This window comes from Litorivita pollutaquae, from assembly GCF_003205515.1.
Taxonomy (GTDB): Bacteria; Pseudomonadota; Alphaproteobacteria; order Rhodobacterales; family Rhodobacteraceae; genus Litorivita; species Litorivita pollutaquae.
On sequence record NZ_KZ826482.1, the window covers coordinates 467,169 to 487,150 of the forward strand.

At 60.8% G+C, this 19,982-nt stretch carries 16 protein-coding genes; 4 read left to right on the top strand and 12 right to left on the bottom strand.

The window, feature by feature from the left end; all coding sequences use genetic code 11:
• Positions 1-423: 423 nt before the first annotated feature.
• The 10 genes from DI396_RS06110 to DI396_RS06155 form a co-directional block, all read right to left on the bottom strand.
• Positions 424-1,287 (bottom strand): hydroxymethylglutaryl-CoA lyase, encoded by an 864-nt coding sequence (locus tag DI396_RS06110; protein WP_110795274.1) that lies wholly within the window; start codon positions 1,285-1,287, stop codon positions 424-426.
• Between the two features lie 238 nt (positions 1,288-1,525).
• Entirely contained in the window at positions 1,526-2,194 is a 669-nt protein-coding gene (locus DI396_RS06115) for a glutathione S-transferase family protein (RefSeq protein WP_110795402.1), read from the bottom strand.
• 264 nt (positions 2,195-2,458) lie between these two features.
• On the bottom strand, positions 2,459-3,148 hold the full coding sequence (locus tag DI396_RS06120) for a glutathione S-transferase family protein (RefSeq protein WP_110795275.1): 690 nt from the start codon (positions 3,146-3,148) through the stop codon (positions 2,459-2,461).
• Positions 3,149-3,436: 288 nt separating this feature from the next.
• Positions 3,437-5,395, bottom strand: coding sequence for an acetyl/propionyl/methylcrotonyl-CoA carboxylase subunit alpha (locus DI396_RS06125; RefSeq protein ID WP_110795276.1), 1,959 nt, complete (start codon positions 5,393-5,395; stop codon positions 3,437-3,439).
• Positions 5,396-5,493: 98 nt separating this feature from the next.
• The gene (locus tag DI396_RS06130) at positions 5,494-6,462 is read right to left on the bottom strand and encodes an NAD(P)H-dependent flavin oxidoreductase (RefSeq protein ID WP_110795277.1); all 969 of its coding nucleotides are present in this window, start codon (positions 6,460-6,462) and stop codon (positions 5,494-5,496) included.
• A gap of 2 nt (positions 6,463-6,464) precedes the next feature.
• Entirely contained in the window at positions 6,465-8,069 is a 1,605-nt protein-coding gene (locus tag DI396_RS06135) for a carboxyl transferase domain-containing protein (RefSeq protein ID WP_110795278.1), read from the bottom strand.
• Positions 8,066-9,658 carry an AMP-binding protein gene (locus DI396_RS06140; protein WP_110795279.1) on the bottom strand — a complete coding sequence of 531 codons (1,593 nt, stop codon included), beginning with the start codon at positions 9,656-9,658 and terminating at the stop codon, positions 8,066-8,068. The genes DI396_RS06135 and DI396_RS06140 overlap by 4 nt, the downstream gene beginning before the upstream one ends.
• Positions 9,659-9,682: 24 nt before the next feature.
• Positions 9,683-10,846, bottom strand: coding sequence for an isovaleryl-CoA dehydrogenase (locus tag DI396_RS06145; RefSeq protein WP_110795280.1), 1,164 nt, complete (start codon positions 10,844-10,846; stop codon positions 9,683-9,685).
• Between the two features lie 247 nt (positions 10,847-11,093).
• Positions 11,094-12,287, bottom strand: a complete 1,194-nt coding sequence (locus tag DI396_RS06150) for a DegT/DnrJ/EryC1/StrS family aminotransferase (RefSeq protein WP_110795281.1) — start codon at positions 12,285-12,287, stop codon at positions 11,094-11,096.
• Positions 12,287-13,021 carry an HAD-IA family hydrolase gene (locus DI396_RS06155; protein WP_235851762.1) on the bottom strand — a complete coding sequence of 245 codons (735 nt, stop codon included), beginning with the start codon at positions 13,019-13,021 and terminating at the stop codon, positions 12,287-12,289. The genes DI396_RS06150 and DI396_RS06155 overlap by 1 nt, the downstream gene beginning before the upstream one ends.
• 168 nt (positions 13,022-13,189) lie before the next feature.
• On the opposite strand from DI396_RS06155, the gene glmU reads away from it, so the two are divergent.
• Genes glmU through DI396_RS06170 form a run of 3 tightly spaced genes read left to right on the top strand, consistent with a single transcriptional unit; the run spans position 13,190 to position 17,150 of the window.
• The gene (glmU, locus tag DI396_RS06160; RefSeq protein ID WP_110795282.1) at positions 13,190-14,548 is read left to right on the top strand and encodes a bifunctional UDP-N-acetylglucosamine diphosphorylase/glucosamine-1-phosphate N-acetyltransferase GlmU; all 1,359 of its coding nucleotides are present in this window, start codon (positions 13,190-13,192) and stop codon (positions 14,546-14,548) included.
• Positions 14,548-16,368 carry a glutamine--fructose-6-phosphate transaminase (isomerizing) gene (gene glmS, locus DI396_RS06165; RefSeq protein ID WP_110795283.1) on the top strand — a complete coding sequence of 607 codons (1,821 nt, stop codon included), beginning with the start codon at positions 14,548-14,550 and terminating at the stop codon, positions 16,366-16,368. The genes glmU and glmS overlap by 1 nt, the downstream gene beginning before the upstream one ends.
• 2 nt (positions 16,369-16,370) lie before the next feature.
• Positions 16,371-17,150: a DNA alkylation repair protein gene (locus DI396_RS06170; RefSeq protein ID WP_110795404.1), complete on the top strand. Its 780-nt coding sequence runs from the start codon at positions 16,371-16,373 to the stop codon at positions 17,148-17,150.
• 7 nt (positions 17,151-17,157) lie between these two features.
• On the opposite strand, the gene DI396_RS06175 is transcribed toward DI396_RS06170, so the two are convergent.
• The gene (locus DI396_RS06175) at positions 17,158-17,655 is read right to left on the bottom strand and encodes a hypothetical protein (protein WP_110795284.1); all 498 of its coding nucleotides are present in this window, start codon (positions 17,653-17,655) and stop codon (positions 17,158-17,160) included.
• Between the two features lie 84 nt (positions 17,656-17,739).
• Here DI396_RS06175 and moaA point away from each other — a divergent pair, with 84 nt between their 5' ends.
• Complete coding sequence (gene moaA / locus DI396_RS06180) at positions 17,740-18,771, top strand: GTP 3',8-cyclase MoaA (protein ID WP_110795285.1); 1,032 nt, start codon at positions 17,740-17,742, stop codon at positions 18,769-18,771.
• 47 nt (positions 18,772-18,818) lie between these two features.
• Here the strand turns inward: moaA and DI396_RS06185 are convergent, their stop codons facing one another.
• Complete coding sequence (locus DI396_RS06185; protein WP_110795286.1) at positions 18,819-19,982, bottom strand: M20 aminoacylase family protein; 1,164 nt, start codon at positions 19,980-19,982, stop codon at positions 18,819-18,821.

Here is a 19,982-nt window from a genome sequence, read left to right on the forward strand (position 1 = left end):
TGCGAAAAGATGTTTTCGAGGCAAAACTAAACCAAGTTTTCCAACACCTGCCGAATCTTGCAGCCATGTGGCAGGGAATGGCGCGGTTCAACATACGCCAAAGGCCAAGGCAGGAGGCGCTCTGCCCGCGCCGGCCCCGCCACAACCGCCCGGGGATTCGCGGGGTACCACGCGCAGCATCACATATCGCGCGCCGCGCCTGCAGATCGCGCCTCGGCACCATCCGCGTGGGTCCGCGCGCGCGGCCGCCCGCAAGATCGACCCAACGCTTTACACCATGCCAATATCCGCACCCGCCGCCTCTTTGACGCTGTCGCCACGGCCCGCCATGGCCCGTCGCAATCTGCGCCCACGCGGTCCCTGAGCCGCATAATCCCCGCGCGATTTCAACCGCGCAGGGCTGTTTTGATCCCCCGTCGGGCGTTAGGCCACAGCTTCACCGCGCATCGCCCGGGCCATCGCCGCCGCTTTGGCAATCACCGTGGCATCCAGCCCCGTCTCATACCCCTGTTTGCGCAAAAATCCCTCGACCGCTTCGGTGGCGGCATTGCCGGCAGCACCCGGCGCATAAGGACATCCGCCCAAACCGCCCACCGCCGCATCGAACACCCGCAATCCCGCCTCAAGCGACACGGCGATATTGTCCAAGGCCCGCCCGGCGGTATCGTGATAATGCCCGGCCACCTGCGCTGCAGGCACCACCTCCAGAACCGCCTCAAGCATCGCCGCGATCGTCTCGGGGCGGCCTTGCCCGATGGTGTCGCCAAGGCTGATCTCGTAACATCCCAGCGCCAACAGCTTCTCCGCCACCTGCGCCACAGCGCCCGGGGCCACCGTCCCGTCATAAGGACAATCCGTCACACAGGAGATATACCCACGCACCGGTATGCCGGCGGTGCGCGCCGCCTCGACCACCGGAACGAACCGCGCAAAGCTTTCTTCGATCGTGGCGTTGATATTGGCCCGAGAGAACCCTTCGGAGGCCGAGGCAAAAATGGCCACCTCATCCGCCCGCGCGGCCTGTGCCGCCTCGAACCCGCGCATATTCGGGGTCAAGGCCGCATAGGATACGCCATCCGCCCGGGTGATCCCCGCCAGAACATCCGCGCTATCAGCCATTTGCGGCACCCATTTGGGCGATACGAAACTGGCCACCTCGATGCGTTTGAACCCCGCCCCTGACAGACAATCAACCAAGGCGATTTTTTCCGCCAAGGGAATAACGCGTTTTTCGTTTTGCAGCCCATCACGCGGACCCATTTCAAAGATTTCAACATATTCGCTCATGGCGTTCTTCTCTCCCGTCGTTGTGCTTTGATCGACGCCAAAGCGCGTTTTTCATATTCACTAAACACGGTGCCGCTGATCTGTCTGCAACCAAAATACTGGCAGCGCAGCCCCATGCCCCCGCATTGCTCTGCGCTTTGCGCGCCTGCCTGATGCGGGCACCGCCGCACAGGAAAAACATGCCGCATGAGGCGGCCCTCGCCGGCACCGCAGCCCGCGACGCCCCCGCCCTACGCGATCAGCTGTCCCATGGGGGATAGAAATCGCGTTCAAAAACATTCATCACTTCGCCTTGTGGCAAGCTGGCTTGGAAGGCAGGCCGCTCGGTGATCCGCTCATACCATGCGCTGACTTCCGGGAAGGCATCGGTTGAAACAAAGTGCCGCGCCATATAGACCGCCTGCCCCGTGCATACATCTGCGGCGGAAAACCCGCCGGTCAGCAAATAGTCGCGATTTTCCACAGGCGTCGAGAGCCGCGCTTCGATCGCGGCATAGCAATTCTCGATCCGCTTGGCTTCGATCCGCATCACCGTCGGAGACCGCATATGATCCTCCCGCAGCGCGATATGTTGCTGCGCCAGACTCGAAGTGTGTTGGCTGATGGTTTCGGCAAACTGCACCCAGACAAGCCATGCCATCCGGTCGATATCTCCCGGCCCCTGATACAAAGGCGCTTCGGCGTATCGCTCACACAGGTATTGCACGATTGCGAGACTTTCGAACATCCGTTCGCCGTCGATCTCAAGCGCAGGCACACGTCCCGCCGGGCTGACGGTCAAATATTCCGGATCGCGCAGCCCTTTGTCCAATCCGTGACTGACCACCTGAAATGGCAGGTCGAGTTCCCCCAACAGCCAAAGCACCCGCATCGAGCGGCTTTGCGGCACATGGTGTAACGTGATCATATCGTCTCCTTTGCGGCCCCCCATCCCTCGATGCGGCGCCCATCACTCGTCGGATCGGCAAGACACCTCACGCGCCCTGCTCAGGATCCTCCTCTTGATCGGGTCCAGCTTCCAAGCCAGCCCCTTGTATTAAAACCGATTTTGACCCGGGATTGCCACCCCCTGTGCACGCGGCCTCCTCATAGAGGCCACAGAAAGTTCCGTTGCTAGACACACTGAGTGATCCAATCGCACGGCCAAAATCCGTCCCCCTCATCCGCAGGGTCAATCGGCATCGTCGGGCGCGTAAAAGTCCCGACTATAGAACGTTTGCGGCCCGTCCAAATCCCGCGCCGCCTGATAGGCCGGCCGGGCTTCCATCCGCGCAATATAGCTGCGCACAATGGGGTAAGCGTCAAGTTTTACAAAATAGGGCACGGCCGACAAGTTGAACCCCAACATGCAATCCACCGCCGAAAAACCGCTGTCCAACACCCAATCCTGCCCGGTCACCGCCGCCTCGATCGCCGCAACACATGCCTCAAGCCGCCGGGCCTCCATTTTCAACACCGCCTGGCTGCGCATCGAAGGATCGCGCAAAAACAAATATTGCATATTCAAATTGGCAATCAAACTCGCCATGGTTTCGGCAAAATGCACCCATTGTAGATAGGCCGGGCGCTGCGCCGTGCCGACCGCTGGTGCAAGTCCGGCTTCAGGGTGGGTTTCGCACAGGTATTCAACAATCGCACCGCTCTCGCACAGGCTGATCCCATTCACATCTAGCGCCGGTACCCGCCCCGCAGGGCTGCGCGTCAGGAAATCGGCATTGCGTAAGGAGCCGTCAGTGATCGCATAGGTTTCGATGTCGAGATCGGGCAACGCAACGCCTGCGGCGCGCATCTCCTCGATCAACCAGATGATGCGAAAACTGCGCGAAGCCGGCACGTGGTGCAGCGTCAATGTAGATGTCATGCGTTTCTCCCTCTTCCTTGCGTTAACTTTGACAGGGCCGCCGCCAAGGTGCAACCAAGCTACGCAGAAGTCAGGGTAAAATGGGACTCTGTCGAAAGGCGCGCTGTCACCCGCCAATCCGGTGGACATCCGCGCTCAATGTTGCGGGATATGCGACGCGGCTCCACCCTCGAACCGCCGACGCGAAGATACGCGCAACCACGACCCACCGGTCCGGCAGGCTCTTTTCATCTGGCGCGGGCGGCGCGCAGGCCCTTGCTCTGCGCGCCGCCCGCGATGATCTACCGGCTATGCCGCATCCTCTTCCGCCTCAAGCCGGATCAGCGCGGCGCCAGCCTCGACTTGATCGTCGGCAGCGGCCAGAACCTCGGCCACCACGCCATCGCGCGCCGCCAAAAGCGCATGTTCCATTTTCATCGCCTCCAGCACCGCCAAACGATCGCCCGCCTTGACCTCTTGTCCAGGTTCGGCAAACACCGCCTTCACCAATCCCGGCATCGGCGCTTCGATCAAATTGCCGTCTCCGCCGCGTCCTTGGTCCCGCGCCAACGGGTCGATTACATCAAAGGGCAATCCATATCCGGCAAAGACCGTCACCACACCCGATGCAACCGCGACATGCGGCGCCGGGGTGCCGTCCAATCGCCATCCGCCGGCGATGCGTGTCGCCACGACCTCCAGATCGTCCACCTCGCCAATGATCCGATCCGCGCCTTCAGGCTGCAACGCCACGGAAAATACGTCGTCCTGCCACCCCAACGTAACGCTATGCTTAAGAGGGGTCCAAAGATGCGCGCCCTGCGCCGCACTTGCAGCATCGGCCAATCCCGCCGCCGCCATCGCCGCCCAAACCTTGTGCAGGGCGCTCGGCTGTGGCGCGACCACCAGCGCATCAATATCACGGCCAATCAATCCGGTATCGACATCGCCGCGGGCGAAACCCTCATGATCACAAAGCGCGCCAAGGAAGGCGAGGTTGGTCACCGTGCCGGCAACCTGTGTCTCGTCCAATGCCGCGCGCATTTGCTGTAGCGCCGCCGCGCGGGTGGCCCCATGGGTGATCACCTTTGCGATCATCGGATCATAGAAAGGGGAAATCACATCGCCCGCCCGCACACCGCTGTCCGCGCGCGCGCCATTGGGGAATTGCAGATGCGTCAACGTGCCGGTAGCGGGCAAAAATCCCTTTGGCACATCCTCGGCATAAAGCCGCACCTCAAAGGCATGTCCGGTGATCGAAAGATCCTCCTGCGCAGCTGGAAGCGGCTCGCCACTGGCGACGCGCAATTGCCATTCGACCAAATCCACGCCGGTGATCGCCTCGGTGACGGGATGTTCGACCTGTAGGCGGGTGTTCATTTCCATGAACCAAAAGCCGTCTTCTTGCAGCACGCCGGTGCCACCGCCAGACCCGTCGACGATGAATTCAATCGTGCCGGCGCCGCTATATCCGATCGCCTCGGCGGCTTTGACCGCCGCCGCGCCCATGGCGGCCCGCACGTTTTCGGGCATATCCGGTGCAGGCGCTTCTTCGATTACCTTCTGGTGCCGCCGCTGCAACGAGCAATCGCGTTCAAACAGATGCAGCGCATGGGTGCCATCGCCAAAGACCTGCACCTCGATATGGCGCGGCGCGGTGATATATTTTTCGATCAAGACATCCGCGTTGCCAAAGGCCGTGCGCGCCTCGTTCTGGGCGCTTTCGAGACCGGCGGCAAAATCCTCCGCCTGTTCGACCAAACGCATCCCCTTACCGCCGCCGCCGGCCACGGCCTTGATCAACACCGGATAGCCGATTTTATCCGCCTCGGCGGCCAGAAAATCACCATCCTGCTCGGTGCCGTGATACCCCGGCACCACCGGCACGCCCGCTTCGATCATCAATGCTTTGGCCGCATCTTTGAGCCCCATGGCGCGGATCGCTTTGCCCGAGGGGCCGACAAACACCAATCCGGCCGCCTCGACCGCATCGACGAAATCGGGGTTCTCGGAGAGAAACCCATATCCGGGATGGATCGCCTTGGCACCGGTATCGAGCGCCGCTTTTATGATCACATCGCCGCGCAGGTAGCTGTCCGCCGGCGCAGAGCCGCCGATGTGCACCGCCTCGTCACAGGCCGCCACATGGGCCGCCCCCGCATCGGCATCGGAGTAAACCGCAACCGTGGCCACGCCCATACGCCGCGCTGTCGCGGCCACCCGGCACGCAATTTCGCCGCGATTGGCAATCAGGATTTTATCAAACATCTGCTGTCCCTTTCGGTGATCCATAATGCGGGATGCTCTGGTGCTCCAACGCTTGGCAGCATGTGCCCCCGCGCGTCCCGCTGTCTGTGCGTTCTATTTCAATCATGAGCCGCATTGCTCCAACCGCCATCGAGCAGCCCTGCTGCTGTCTGGCCAATCTCTTCTACGATCTGTGCTGCGGGGCGGATGTCGCGGATCAACCCCACCGCTTCGCCAACGATCGGCGTCGCCATGCGCGCATCGCCTGCGGCCATCGCATCGCGCCAAGCCGCACGGTCGGCGTCACTCATCGCCTCTGGCGCGCCGTGCAGTCCTTCGGTCCCGTCCGAGCGCATCACGCGGATGTCGAACGGTTTTGGCCAATCGATCCCGCGCGCCACATCCGGCACCCGCGTGCGCAGGGTCGCATCGCCCGTCGCGCGGAGCGCGGCCGCATGCAAACCGCCGGGTACCAAAGCCTCGGCCGCCGCCCAAAACCGGGATCCGATCACCGCCCCGTCGGCGCCCAACATCATCGCCGCCGCAAGGCCGCGGCCATCGGCAATGCCCCCCGCGGCCAGCAAAAGCGTCTCGGGCGACCGCGCCGCAATCATATCCGCAACCTCGGGCACCAAGGTCATCGTCGCACGCGAGGCACCATGACCGCCGGCTTCGGTTCCTTGCGCGACAATCACTTGCGCCCCTGCATCCATCGCGGCCCGCGCGGCATCCATATCTTGCACCTGTGCGATCAACGGTATGTTTTGCGCATGAATACGCGGCGCGAAAGGCGCAAGATCGCCAAAGGACAAGAACACCGCGCGGGGCGCATGGGCGAGGATCCGGTCAAGCAAGGCGGCGTTCAACCGCCAGGTAATCATCCCGCAGCCCACCGGCGCATTGACCCGCGCGAATTCCGCGTCGATCCAATCCCCGTCACCATAACCGCCGCCAATGAGGCCGAGCCCCCCGGCGTCGCTCACGGCAGAGGCCAAAGCCCCGCCTGCGGCTCCGCCCATCGGCGCGCAGACAACGGGCCAGCGCAAGTCAAATGCCTTGGTCAACCGTGTTGTGATCCCCTCACCCATGATCACATGCGGAACACGCCGAAACGTGTCGCCTCGATCGGGGCGCAGAGCGTGGCCGAAAGGCTCAGGCTCAAAACCTCACGGGTTTTGCGCGGGTCAATCACCCCGTCATCCCAAAGACGCGCCGAGGCATACAAAGGATGCGATTGCTCTTCGAACATGGCGATGGTGGGGGCTTTGAAGGTTTCTTCTTCCTCGGCGCTCCATGTGCCGCCCGCGCGCTCGATCCCCTCGCGTTTGACCGTGGCCAGAACGCCGGCGGCTTGCGGGCCGCCCATCACCGAAATGCGGCTGTTGGGCCATGACCACATGAAGCGCGGTTGATAAGCCCGCCCGGCCATACCGTAGTTGCCCGCACCAAACGAGCCGCCCACCACCATGGTGATTTTCGGCACATTGGTCGTCGCCACGGCGGTCACCAATTTGGCCCCATGCCGCGCGATGCCTTCGTTCTCATATTTGCGGCCCACCATGAAACCGGTGATATTTTGCAAGAATATCAACGGGATCTTGCGTTGCGAGCAAAGCTCTACGAAATGCGCGCCCTTTTGCGCGGCTTCCGAGAACAGCACACCATTGTTGGCGATGATCCCGACGGGGCAGCCTTCCAAATGGGCAAAACCGGTCACCAAAGTTTCGCCGAACCGCGGTTTGAATTCATCAAAACGCGAACCGTCCACCACCCGCGCGATCACTTCGCGGATGTCATAAGGCGTGCGCAGGTCCGCAGGCACCACGCCGAGCAATTCTTCGGGATCATAGGCCGGCGCTTCGGGGGTCTGCCATTGCACCGTGGTGGGTTTGGCGCGGTTCAAATGCGACACAGCGCGGCGCGCTAGGGCCAAGGCATGGGTGTCATCCTCGGCCAGATAATCCGCCACGCCCGACAGACGTGTGTGCACATCGCCGCCGCCCAGGTCTTCGGCTGTCACCACCTCGCCTGTTGCCGCTTTGACCAATGGCGGACCGGCAAGGAAGATCGTGCCTTGTTCTTTGACGATAATGGTCACATCCGACATCGCAGGCACATAAGCCCCGCCCGCCGTGCACGAGCCCATCACCACCGCAATCTGCGGAATGCCCTTGGCGCTCATCCGCGCTTGATTATAGAAAATCCGCCCGAAATGGTCGCGATCGGGAAACACCTCGTCCTGGTTCGGCAGGTTCGCACCGCCGCTGTCGACCAGATAGACACAAGGCAGGTGGTTTTCCTCGGCGATCTCTTGGGCGCGCAAGTGCTTTTTGACCGTCATCGGGTAATACGTGCCGCCCTTAACGGTGGCATCATTGCACACCACCATGACCTCTTGGCCCATCACACGGCCAATCCCCGCGATCACACCGGCACAAGGCGCCACGCCGTCATACAACCCATGCGCCGCCGTTGCGCCAACTTCGAGAAACGGCGACCCTGGATCGAGCAGGTTTGCCACCCGTTCGCGCGGCAACATTTTGCCGCGGCTCACATGACGCGCGCGGCTTTTCTCGCCGCCGCCCATCGCCGCAGCTTCTGCCGCCTGCGCCACGACTTCGAGGGCCTCAAGATGCCCCGCACGGTTGGTTTTGAACGCGTCCGAAGACGGCAAGGCTTGGGATTGCAGTTTCATATATCGGTCTCCGTTTCGGTCATTGCACGCGCCTTCAATTCCTTACGAATAACTTTGCCCGTGACGGTCATAGGCAAAGCATCGAGGAAAGAGATTTCGCGGGGATAGGAATAATTGGCCAAATGGGTTTTAACATGGGATTGCAGCGCCTTGGCCAATGCTGCATCCGCTTTGACGCCTTTTTTCACCACCACATAGGCTTTGACGATCTCGCCGCGCAGGGCGTCAGGTTTGCCAACAACACCGGCGGTCGCCACGGACGGATGGCGCAACAGGCAATCTTCGATCTCGGACGGCCCGATCCGGTAGCCCGCCGAGGAAATCACGTCATCCTCGCGCCCGACAAAACGCAGGTAGTCGCCCTGCCAAATGCCGCGATCGCCGGTCAGCATCCAGTCGCCTTTGTATTTCGCCGCCGTCTCGTCAGGGCGGTTCCAATAGCCGAGCATCATCGAGCCCGCACCGCGTTTCACCGCGACATCGCCCTCATCGGTGGTCGGCGCGCCCTCTGCATCCAGAACCGCAATATCAAACCCTGGTGCAGGTTTGCCTATACATCCGGCTTCGGCCTCGAACAGCGCGCCACAGGACGCCGCGACCATATTGCATTCGGTTTGCCCGTAAAATTCATTGATCGAAACGCCCAGCGCCGCGCGGCCCCAATCGAGGATCTCGGCCCCAAGGCTTTCACCGCCGGATGCGACCGTGCGCAGCCCGCTGATCGTGGTGCCGGACGCTTTGAGCATGCGCAGCGCAGTGGGCGGGAAAAACACATTCTTCACAGCGCCTTGTGCGATAATGGACTGGCAGGTCTGGGCGTCGAATTTCTCCATCCGCGCCGCGACGACCGGCACGCCAAGCGCCAAAGCAGGCATCGCCACATCGAACAATCCGCCGATCCACGCCCAATCCGCAGGGGTCCAAAGGCAATCGCCGGGTTGACCCAGAAATTCATGGCTCATCTCGACGCCGGGCAAATGCCCCGCGAGCATCCGGTGCCCATGCAGCGCCCCCTTGGGCGCGCCGGTGGTGCCAGAGGTATAGATCAAAACCGCCGGCGTTTCCGGCCCCGTTTCCACCGTCTCGAATTTCGCAGTCTCGAATTTCACAGTCTCGAACGGCTCGTCGGTCACGGCGACATCATCGGCCACCAATGGCGTGGCCAAATCGCCCATGATTGCCATGCCTTCGCGGTCGGTGATCACCAATCCGGCCGCGGCATCACCAATCCGCACCGCCAAAGCATCCCGTTGAAACAGCTTGAACAGCGGCACAGAGATCGCACCAATTTTCCAGATCGCAATATGCGCCGCCGCACACCATGCATCCTGACTGCGCAACACTCCGATGCGGTCCCCCGCCCCGGCGCCCCGCGCCAGCAAAAGCCGCGCCAATGTATCGGCCCTGTGGCGCAGCGCGCCATATGTGACCTCCCGCCGCGCGGCCGGTGTGATTTCCACAATCGCCACGCGCTCCGGTTCGGCCGTGGCCCAATCATCGCAGGTCTGCGCGGCCATATTGAGCCGCGCAGGAAAGCGCCAATCCACCTGCGTGGTCAGCGCCTCATATGTTGCCACAGGCGTTAGCATATCACCCGCGCTCCCCGCCGTGCATCAGGCCATTTTGCCCATCATTTCGCGGCCGATCAACATCCGGCGGATTTCCGAGGTGCCCGCGCCGATTTCCATCAACTTGGCATCACGGAAAAGCCGCGCGGTGGGCGCATCGGCCAAGAAGCCCGCGCCGCCCATGGCTTGCACGGCCTGATGCGCCTGCACCATGGCCTGCTCGGAGGCATACAAACAGCAGGCCGCCGCATCCTGACGCGTCACGTCGCCGCGATCACAGGCCCGCGCCACTTCGTAGATATAGGCCCGCGCCGAATTCATCGCCGCATACATATCGGCGATCTTGCCCTGCATCAGTTGGAAATTACCGATGGGTTGGCCGAATTGCTTGCGCTCGACCATATATGGCATGATCTCGTCTAGGCAGGCCGCCATGATCCCGGTGCCAATACCCGCCAGAACCACGCGTTCATAATCCAGACCGGACATCAAAACGCGCACGCCTTTGCCCTCTTCGCCCAGCACATTTTCAAACGGCACTTCGACGCCATCGAAAATCAACTCGGCAGTGTTCGATCCGCGCATCCCCAGTTTGTCGAAATGCGGGCTGGTTGAGAAACCGGCCATGGATTTTTCGACGATAAAGGCGGTCATGCCCTTGGATCCGGCATCGGGGTCGGTTTTGGCATAGACCACCAATGTGTCGGCATCCGGGCCGTTGGTGATCCAGTATTTATTGCCCGACAAACGATAGTGATCGTTGCGTTTTTCGGCGCGCAATTTCATCGACACCACATCGGATCCGGCGCCGGGTTCGGACATCGCCAGGGCCCCGACATTGGCCCCCGAAATCAATCCGGGCAGATATTTATGCCGCTGCGCGTCGGTGCCATTCAATTTGATTTGGTTGACGCAAAGGTTCGAGTGCGCGCCATAAGACAGCGACACCGAGGCCGAGGCCCGTGCAATTTCTTCCACCGCAATCACATGCGCAAGATAAGACATGCCAGCGCCGCCAAACTCTTCGGGCACGGTGATCCCCAAAAGGCCAAGATCGCCGAACTCCGTCCAAAGCTCGTTGGGGAATTCGTTACTCTCGTCGATTTGTGCCGCTAACGGCTTGATCCGCTCTTGTGCAAACCGGTGCACCATATCGCGCAGCGCGTTGACATCTTCACCCAGATCGAACGTCATTGTGTGGTTGAACATCGCTCAAGCCCCTCCGTTATTGAACGTTTGTTCATTAAACTACGCCATGTCTTTGCATCGTTCAAGAGATTCCTTACCGCCCACCACATCGGGCCGTTGCCCAAGGGCGAAGGCGCGCCCGATACACCGATGCAGGGGGCGCTTATCGCAGGGCTTTATATGCGGCGCGCGCTTGATGTGCGACGGGCGCATGGGATTTTGCGCGCCTCAAATCGCGTCCCGCTCAGGCGGATTGATCGCGTCCCGCTCAGGCGGATTGATAGACCGCCGCAACCTCGGCCCGAATGATCCGCGCCAGTAGCGCGCAATCATCAAGGCTGAACGTCAATGGCAAACGCATATCCAACAGCCCCGCCAAAATCCGGTCAGTTGCCGGCATGGCCGTGCTGGGGGCGTACCGCCAACTGTCATAGCGCGAGGTAAACCCCGCAGGCTCCGCGCCGCCGAACCATTTCAACTCCACGCCCCGCGCCGCGCAGCGTGTCAAAACCGATTGCACCTTTTCGGGTGGCCAATCCAAAAGCAAAAACTGGATCGACGATCCGACGTAGCCCTCGCCATCTGCACGTTCCACCACCGTCAATCCGGCAGTGTCGCGCAAGCCCGCCTCGACCACACGATAGCGCGCGTTCCACTCGGCGACCTGATCCGGCAGGCTGCGCAATTGCACCCGCAAGATCGCGGCGCGCAAATGATCCATCCGGCCCGACACATTCGGCGTGTCATATTTCACCGCCTCGAACACCTCTGGCGCGGGCGCGGCCAAATGACGATCATAAAGCATATAAGACCCCGACAGCATCACCGCCCGCGCCATCACATCCGCATCATCGCAAATCAAAAACCCGCCCTCGCCGGAGTTGATATGTTTATAGGTCTGCGTCGAATAGCACCCGATCACCCCATGGCGCCCCGACGGCACCCCGCGCCAATCGGCCCCCATCGTATGGGCGCAATCCTCGACCACCTGAATGCCATGCGCATCGCAAATCGCCATCAAACGGTCCATATCGCACAGATGCCCGCGCATATGGCTCAACATGAGAACATCGGCGCGATCCGCCTTGGCCTCCAGATCATCCAGATCAATCACCAACCCTTCGGTGACCCCGACATAGACCGGCACCGCACCGACAGCCGCAATCGCCCCCGGCACCGGCGCCAAGGTGAAGGCATTGGTCAAAACCGCATCCCCATGCCCCACGCCCAATGCTCGCAAGGCGCAGCCCAAAGCATAGCCGCCCGAGGCCACCGCCAAGGCGTATTTCGCGCCGGTAAAGGCCGCGAATTCCTGCTCCAGCAAGGCCACCTCGCCGGCCTCGCCTTCCGCGACGTTATAGCGGTGCAACCGGCCGCCCCGCATGACCGCGACGGCAGCGGCGATCGCGTCTTCGGGGATTGGCTCTTGTTGGGTGAAACTGCCGGTGAAGACCTCTTGCATCACGTCGACCTTCCCCCCAATAGCCGCGCCGCGACCTCGGGCAAATGGTCATAATGCTCCAACAGATGATCGGGAGCCATCTCTTCGACGCTCCGCCCGCCGGGACCGAAAGTGACCAAAACCGACGGCACCCCAAGCGCCCGCGCCGTGGTGTGATCGGTGATCGTATCGCCAACAAGCAAGGCCCGCGCCGTATCCCCACCCGCCCGTTCAATCGCGGCGCGCAACGGCGCGGGATCGGGTTTGCGAGTCGGCAATGTATCGGCGCCGATCACCGCATCGAACACACCGCTAATCGACAAGGCATCAAGCAATTGCACCGCCAGATATTCAGGTTTGTTGGTACAAATGCCCACGGCATATCCATCCGCGCGCAGCGCCGCTGCGGCCTCCAGAAACCCCGGATAAATTACCGTATGGCGGGCGATATCCGCCTCATACGCCTTCAGCAAATTTGGATATTGCGCGGCGATTTGTGCGTCGATATCACCGGCAAACGCCATCCGCTCCAACCCGAGGCGGAGCATCCCCATGCCGCCTTTGCCCACGGCCACCGCCGCATCGGCAAAAGGATCGAGCATATCGCCCACCCCCATGCCGATGAAGCACGCATTGGCGGCATTGACCAAATCATGGCTAGTGTCTGCAATGGTTCCGTCGAGATCAAAAATCACCGCCCGCCTGCCCGCGCCTCTGCCTGCTGCCTCGCCCATCGCCTGTTCCGCCTTGCTCATTTGCCCATCAGCGTCTTTTTGCCTGTCTTTGTCACAGGCCGCAATCATTCTTGAAGCCCCCCACCCTTGCGCCGCGCCCGCATCTGTCTAAAACGGGTTCAAACAGCGGGACGTCTCTCGCAATGACACGAAGGGGTACAGGCCCCGTTCGAAATAAAGGTATCGCCCATGAGCACGGCTCTCGTCATCCTCGCCGCAGGCAAAGGCACGCGGATGAATTCCGACCTTCCCAAGGTGTTGCATCAAATCGCCCATGCGCCGCTTTTGGTCCATGCGATGCGCGCGGGCAGCGCCCTCGCCCCCGCCCGCAACATCGTCATCGCAGGACATGGAGCCGATTTGGTCGACGCCGCCGCGCGCGCCTATGACGACACCGCCGAGGTGATTTTGCAAACCGAACAACTGGGCACCGGCCATGCGGTTTTACAGGCCAAAGAGGCGCTGTCGGATTTCAAGGGTGACGTCATTGTTCTTTATGGCGACACGCCGCTGATCCGGCCCGAAACATTAGAAGCCATGAGCGCCGCACGCGATACATACGACGTGGTTGTTCTGGGCTTTGAGGCGGCGGATCCGGGGCGCTATGGACGCTTGGTAGTGTCGGACGGCGGGGCGCTCGACCGGATTGTTGAATACAAGGACGCAACCGATGAAGAACGCGGCATAAACCTTTGCAATAGCGGCGTGATCTGCGCCTCCTCCGACGTTCTTTTCTCCCTGCTGAGCGCGGTTGGAAACGACAATGCGGCGGGGGAATATTACCTCACCGATATCATCGGTTTGGCGCGCGCGCGCGGGTTAACCGCCACCGCCGTCACTTGCGACGAAGCCGAAACATTGGGCGTCAACTCGCGCGTGGAACTGGCCGCTGCCGAGGCCGCGTTTCAAACCCGCGCCCGCCAAACCGCATTGGAGGACGGCATCACCCTGCCCGCGCCCGAAACCGTGCATTTCGCTTATGACACCATTGTGGGCCGCGACTGTATCATCGAGCAAAACGTCGTTTTTGGCCCCGAGGTCACCATCGAGAGCGGCGCGCATATCCGCGCCTTTTGCCACCTCGAAGGATGCCACGTCAGCCAACGCGCCATTGTCGGCCCCTATGCCCGCCTGCGCCCCGGTGCGGAATTGGCCGAGGACGTGCGCGTCGGCAATTTCTGCGAAGTCAAAAACGCCCAAATCGAAGCCGGTGCCAAGGTCAATCACCTGAGCTATATCGGCGACGCCACGATTGGCCCGCGCAGCAATATCGGCGCAGGCACCATCACCTGCAACTATGACGGCGTGTTCAAACACCATACCGAGGTTGGCCGCGATGCCTTTATCGGATCGAACACCATGCTGGTCGCGCCGGTCAAAATCGGCAATGAGGCGATGACCGGATCGGGATCGGTCATCACATCCGACGTGCCCGACGGCGCACTCGCCCTTGGCCGCGCCAAACAGGCGAACAAAGCCGGCCTCGCGGTGAAATTGTTCGAAATGCTGACATCCAAAAAGCGCAAGCAAAACGAGGAAGCCGAATAATGTGTGGTATCGTTGGAGTATTAGGCAGCCACGAAGCCGCCCCGATTTTGGTCGAATCCCTCAAGCGCCTCGAATATCGCGGCTATGACAGCGCCGGAATTGCGACGGTGAATGATGGCGTTCTTGATCGCCGCCGCGCGGTTGGCAAATTGGTCAACCTGTCGGACCTTTTGGTGCATGATCCTTTGGCCGGAAAATCCGGCATCGGCCACACCCGTTGGGCGACGCATGGCGGCCCGTCGGTCACCAACGCCCACCCGCATCAAGCCGGCGATGTCGCCGTGGTTCACAACGGCATTATCGAAAATTTCCGTGAGTTGCGCGAAGAATTGGCCGGGCTTGGCGTCAATTTCCACACCGAAACCGATACCGAAACCATCGCTCTTTTGACCGCGCATTATCTTGATCACGGCATGAGCCCGGTTGACGCCGCCGCCAAGACCCTGTCGCGGCTCGACGGCGCCTTTGCCCTCGCGTTTTTGTTCTCGGGCGAGGATGATCTCATGATCGGCGCGCGCAAAGGATCGCCATTGGCCGTGGGGCATGGCGAGGGCGAGATGTACCTTGGATCGGATGCGATTGCGCTTTCGCCGATGACCGATAAAATCACCTATCTTGAGGACGGCGATTGGGTGATCCTGACACGCAATTCTTGCGAGATCCGCGATGCGGACGGGCAAAGCGTCACCCGCGAGATGCGCACCATCCGCATCGACGCCGCCCGCGTTGACAAGGCAGGCCACAAACATTTCATGGCCAAAGAGATTGCAGAACAACCGCGCGTCATTGGCGAAGCACTGCGCCATTATCTTGGCGCGGAGGGCACCGACATTGCCCTGCCGGACGAAATTGATTTCACCAAACTCGACCGCCTCACAATGGTCGCCTGTGGCACGGCGTTCTATGCCTGCCTCACGGCGAAATATTGGTTCGAACAGATCGCCGGCATGCCCGTTGAGGTCGATGTCGCGTCGGAATTCCGGTACCGAGAACCGCCCATTTCGGACCGCACCGCCGCTCTGTTCGTCTCGCAATCGGGCGAAACCGCAGACACGCTCGCCGCGCTACGCTATTGCCAAGGCAAGGCCGATCAAATCCTGTCGGTGGTCAATGTCCCCGAAAGCTCCATCGCCCGCGAAAGCGATGTGGCCCTGCCGATTTTGGCCGGGGTGGAAATCGGTGTCGCCTCGACCAAAGCCTTCACCTGTCAGTTGACCGTGCTGCTGCTTCTGGCGCTCGAGGCCGCCAAACAACGCGGTCGCATGACGCCGGAGCGTTTGGCGGATTTGACGTCACATATGCGTGCCCTACCAACTGTTTTGAATGCCGCGCTGGACGAGGACGCGGCGATGCAAGCCTGCGCCACCGGATTGGCCGAAGCCCAGGATGTGTTGTTCTTGGGGCGCGGATTGATGTATCCGCTCGCCCTTGAGGGGGCTCTAAAACTAAAAGAAATCAGCTATATACACGCCGAAGCTTACGCATCCGGCGAATTGAAACACGGCCCCATTGCCCTTATTGATCGCAACGTGCCAGTGGTGGTTTTTGCCCCGCGTGACAGTCTTTTCGAGAAATCGGTAAGCAACATGCAAGAGGTCATGGCCCGCGAAGGCAAGGTCTTGTTGATCAGCGATGCCGCCGGCGCCAAAGACGCCGCCGCAGACGCGTGGAAAACCATCACCATGCCCGCCATCGATCCCGTCCTTGCGCCGATCGTCTACGCCATTCCGGCGCAGCTTCTCGCCTATCACACGGCGGTCGCCAAAGGCACCGACGTGGACCAACCCCGCAACCTAGCCAAATCGGTGACTGTCGAATGACCATGACCTTAGATGCCGCGCTCCATGACCTGCGCGCCCATATCGAAGAGGGCCGTGCCCAAGGCATGGCGGAATATCACAAGGCCCCGCGCGACTATCTTGGCGTGCCCAATCCCGCGATCAACGATCTGGCCAAAAATTGGCGCCAGGACATGAATGTCGCCGAGCGCGTGGCTTTGGCCTCGGCTCTATGGGACACCGATATTTTCGAGGCCCGATTGGCCGCCGCCAAACTGCTAACCCAAGCGCGGATCAAGGACGACCAAGCGGTTTGGGATTTGATCGTCTCCTGGGTGCCGCAATTCGACAGTTGGGCGATCGCGGACCATGCGATGATGGCGGGGCAAAAGCGTCTTGTCGCGCATCCCGAACGGATCGAGGAAATCGAGGCTTGGACCAAGTCGGAGCACCATTGGACCCGCCGCGCCGCCATGGTCATCACCCTGCCCTACACCAAACAAAACCACCCCAAACCGGAAGAAATGGCCATCCGCAAACGGGTGCTTGGGTGGGCGACGAATTATGTGCGCGATCCCGATTGGTTCATCCAGAAATCGGTGGCATGGTGGATCCGCGATTTGTCGAAACATGATCCGGAACGGGCGCAATATTTTCTCACCAATAACGCCAAGGATATGAAACCCTTTGCCCGCAAGGAAGCGGCAAAGTTTCTTGGGCCGAAACCCAAAGGCAAGGCAACGTTCACACCGGATGCGCCGAGCAAGACAACCGAAAACACCGCGCCAGAGATCGCGCCGGACGATGACACGCCCGCCGGATAACCGGTTCCTATTGCTGATAAATATCCAATTCCGGCAGATCGGTCAGCGCCACGCCAAGCAATCGCATCGCCGCCAGTGATATCTGGCTCCCGCCGGTCGCCTCGCCGCCCAACGGGATCAAATCCACCTGCACGCTATTGCCGGTTTGCGGGCTGGTGACACGCCCTTTTGCCCGCGTTGTGACCAACGGTGTCTTGACCCAAAACCCCGCTTCTGTTGGCGCGCCAAGGCTGGTAACGCTGCGCCCCAAGAGCACGCCTTTGCCCTGATCCGGCGCTGCCACGGCAGCGGCGCGGTCCTGTGTCGTTGTGGTGTCAAATTGCTCGACCGTGCGGGCCGAGGCAGGCGGGCGTTTGGGGGCGCTCTCGAGCCGCGTCGGGGCAACCATATCGGCCTGCGGCGCAGCAACGGGCGCCTCCTGTTTCGCGGTGCGCAGAGGATTTGCGCAGCCCGCCAAGGCAGCCAGACAGAGAAGAAAAACCGAGCGCGATACGATATGTGTCATGCCCGAAGGCTAGGCCGAAATTCAGCCCGCCACAACACCAAGATCGCACTTGCCCCGCGCCGCACGCGCCCCTACCTTCTGCCTATGACACATACAGACATCGCCACACCCACTGCCCCGCTGATCGATCCTTTTGCGCGCGCAATCAATTATTTACGCGTCTCGGTCACCGACCGTTGCGATTTTCGCTGTGTCTACTGCATGTCGGAAAACATGACCTTTTTGCCCAAAAAAGAATTGCTAACGTTGGAAGAGCTGGATTTCATGTGCTCGACCTTCATCGGGCTGGGCGTCGAGAAATTGCGCATCACCGGCGGCGAACCTTTGGTGCGGCGCGGGATTATGACGTTTTTCGAGGGCATGTCGCGGCATTTGCAAAGCGGTGCGCTCAAGGAGTTGACGCTGACCACCAATGGATCGCAGTTGGAAAAATTCGCCGCGCCTTTGGCCGCAGCGGGCGTCAAACGCGTGAACATCTCGCTTGATACGCTGGACGCGCAAAAATTCGCCGAAATCACCCGATGGGGCCGTTTGGATCAAGTTTTACGCGGGATTGATGCGGCGCAAAACGCCGGTCTGCGGGTGAAAATCAACGTCGTGGCGCTCAAAGGGTTCAATGAGAGCGAACTGATCCCGATCACCGAATGGTGTGCTTCGCGCGATATGGATTTGACCTGGATCGAGGTCATGCCCATGGGCGACATCGGAAACGAGGATCGTCTGGACCAATACTGGCCGCTCAAAGACCTGCGCGCGGCCTATGCGGAACATTATACGCTGACCGATTTGGCCGAACGCTCCGGCGGGCCTGCGCGCTATGTGCGGATCGAGGAAACCGGACAAAAAATCGGCTTCATCACCCCTCTGAGCCATAATTTCTGCGAAAGTTGCAACCGTGTGCGGCTGACCTGCACCGGCGCGCTGTATATGTGCCTCGGCCAAGAAGATATGGCCGATCTGCGCGCGCCCTTGCGCCATGCCCCCAATGATACGGCGGTCCTAGAGGCCGCGATTCGCGATGCGATCAGCCATAAACCCAAGGGCCATGATTTTGATTATTCACGGCAGGTCGTCGATGGGCAAATGTCGCGCCATATGAGCCATACGGGCGGGTAAAAATTGCCAAACCGCCCTTAGTTATTGATCATTGCTCACAACAACTCTTACCCGATCGGCATCCGCTGCTCCGCAATCCCCGCCCACCAGCTACAGCCCGCAGGAATCGCCTCGTCGCTAAAGTTGAACTCGGGGTGATGCACCATCGCCGTGTCACCATTGCCGACCAAAATATAGGCACCGGGGCGTTCTTCGAGCATATAGGCGAAATCCTCGCCCCCCATGACAAGCGGCGCCTCGGCGCAATCACCGGAAACGTCGCGCGCCACATCTGCGGCAAATTCGGTTTGCGCCGGACTGTTGACCATCACCGGATAGTTGTTTTCAAAATGGATGTCCGCCCTTGCGCCGTAAGCCGCTGCCGTGTGTGACACCAATGCTCTGAAACGCTCTTCGGCCTGCACCCGCACATCGCGATCCAATGTGCGCACCGTGCCGCGCAATTCGACCCGCTGCGGGATGACGTTATAGGCATCCGTGTCCGTGCGCAAAGAGGTCACCGACACGACGACCTGTTTGGTTGGATCGACAGTGCGGCTGGCGATGCTTTGCAACGCAAGAACCACATGCGAGGCCGTCACAATCGGGTCGATGGTCTCATGCGGTTTCGCCGCGTGACCACCAAGCCCCTCAATCGTCACGGTAAATTCATCCGTCGCGGCAAAGAACCCGCCTTCACGAATGGCGAAACTGCCCAGAGGCATACCGGGCCAAATGTGCATGCCGTAGACTTCTTGAATGTTCCAACGCGCCATCATGCCGTCATCGCACATGACTTTTCCGCCGCCGCCGCCCTCTTCGGCGGGCTGGAAAATCAACACCACGGTGCCATCAAAATTGCGCGTCTCCGACAGGTATTGCGCCGCCCCCAAAAGCATCGCCGTATGGCCATCATGACCACACGCATGCATCGCGCCGGGCGTTTGCGAGGCATAGTCCACCCCTGTCGCCTCCATAATCGGCAAGGCATCCATATCGGCGCGCAGGCCGATCACCTTACCCGACCCGCTCTTACGGCCTTTGATCACCCCGACAACACCGGTGCGCCCGATGCCCTCAACCACCTCGTCACAGCCAAAGGCGCGCAGTTTTTCCGCCACCAAGGCCGAGGTGCGATGCGTATCGAACATCAATTCGGGATGGGCGTGGATATCACGGCGCCATGCGGTGATGTCATCGTGCAATTCGGCGAACCGGTTTTTGACAGGCAT

Coding starts and splice junctions, on each gene's coding strand:
- DI396_RS06110 (WP_110795274.1), bottom strand. CDS start 1,287: ATGAGCGAATATGTTGAAATCTTTGAAATGGGTCCGCGTGATGGGCTG.
- DI396_RS06115 (WP_110795402.1), bottom strand. CDS start 2,194: ATGATCACGTTACACCATGTGCCGCAAAGCCGCTCGATGCGGGTGCTT.
- DI396_RS06120 (WP_110795275.1), bottom strand. CDS start 3,148: ATGACATCTACATTGACGCTGCACCACGTGCCGGCTTCGCGCAGTTTT.
- DI396_RS06125 (WP_110795276.1), bottom strand. CDS start 5,395: ATGTTTGATAAAATCCTGATTGCCAATCGCGGCGAAATTGCGTGCCGG.
- DI396_RS06130 (WP_110795277.1), bottom strand. CDS start 6,462: ATGGGTGAGGGGATCACAACACGGTTGACCAAGGCATTTGACTTGCGC.
- DI396_RS06135 (WP_110795278.1), bottom strand. CDS start 8,069: ATGAAACTGCAATCCCAAGCCTTGCCGTCTTCGGACGCGTTCAAAACC.
- DI396_RS06140 (WP_110795279.1), bottom strand. CDS start 9,658: ATGCTAACGCCTGTGGCAACATATGAGGCGCTGACCACGCAGGTGGAT.
- DI396_RS06145 (WP_110795280.1), bottom strand. CDS start 10,846: ATGTTCAACCACACAATGACGTTCGATCTGGGTGAAGATGTCAACGCG.
- DI396_RS06150 (WP_110795281.1), bottom strand. CDS start 12,287: ATGCAAGAGGTCTTCACCGGCAGTTTCACCCAACAAGAGCCAATCCCC.
- DI396_RS06155 (WP_235851762.1), bottom strand. CDS start 13,021: ATGAGCAAGGCGGAACAGGCGATGGGCGAGGCAGCAGGCAGAGGCGCG.
- glmU (WP_110795282.1), top strand. CDS start 13,190: ATGAGCACGGCTCTCGTCATCCTCGCCGCAGGCAAAGGCACGCGGATG.
- glmS (WP_110795283.1), top strand. CDS start 14,548: ATGTGTGGTATCGTTGGAGTATTAGGCAGCCACGAAGCCGCCCCGATT.
- DI396_RS06170 (WP_110795404.1), top strand. CDS start 16,371: ATGACCTTAGATGCCGCGCTCCATGACCTGCGCGCCCATATCGAAGAG.
- DI396_RS06175 (WP_110795284.1), bottom strand. CDS start 17,655: ATGACACATATCGTATCGCGCTCGGTTTTTCTTCTCTGTCTGGCTGCC.
- moaA (WP_110795285.1), top strand. CDS start 17,740: ATGACACATACAGACATCGCCACACCCACTGCCCCGCTGATCGATCCT.
- DI396_RS06185 (WP_110795286.1), bottom strand. CDS start 19,982: ATGCCTGTCAAAAACCGGTTCGCCGAATTGCACGATGACATCACCGCA.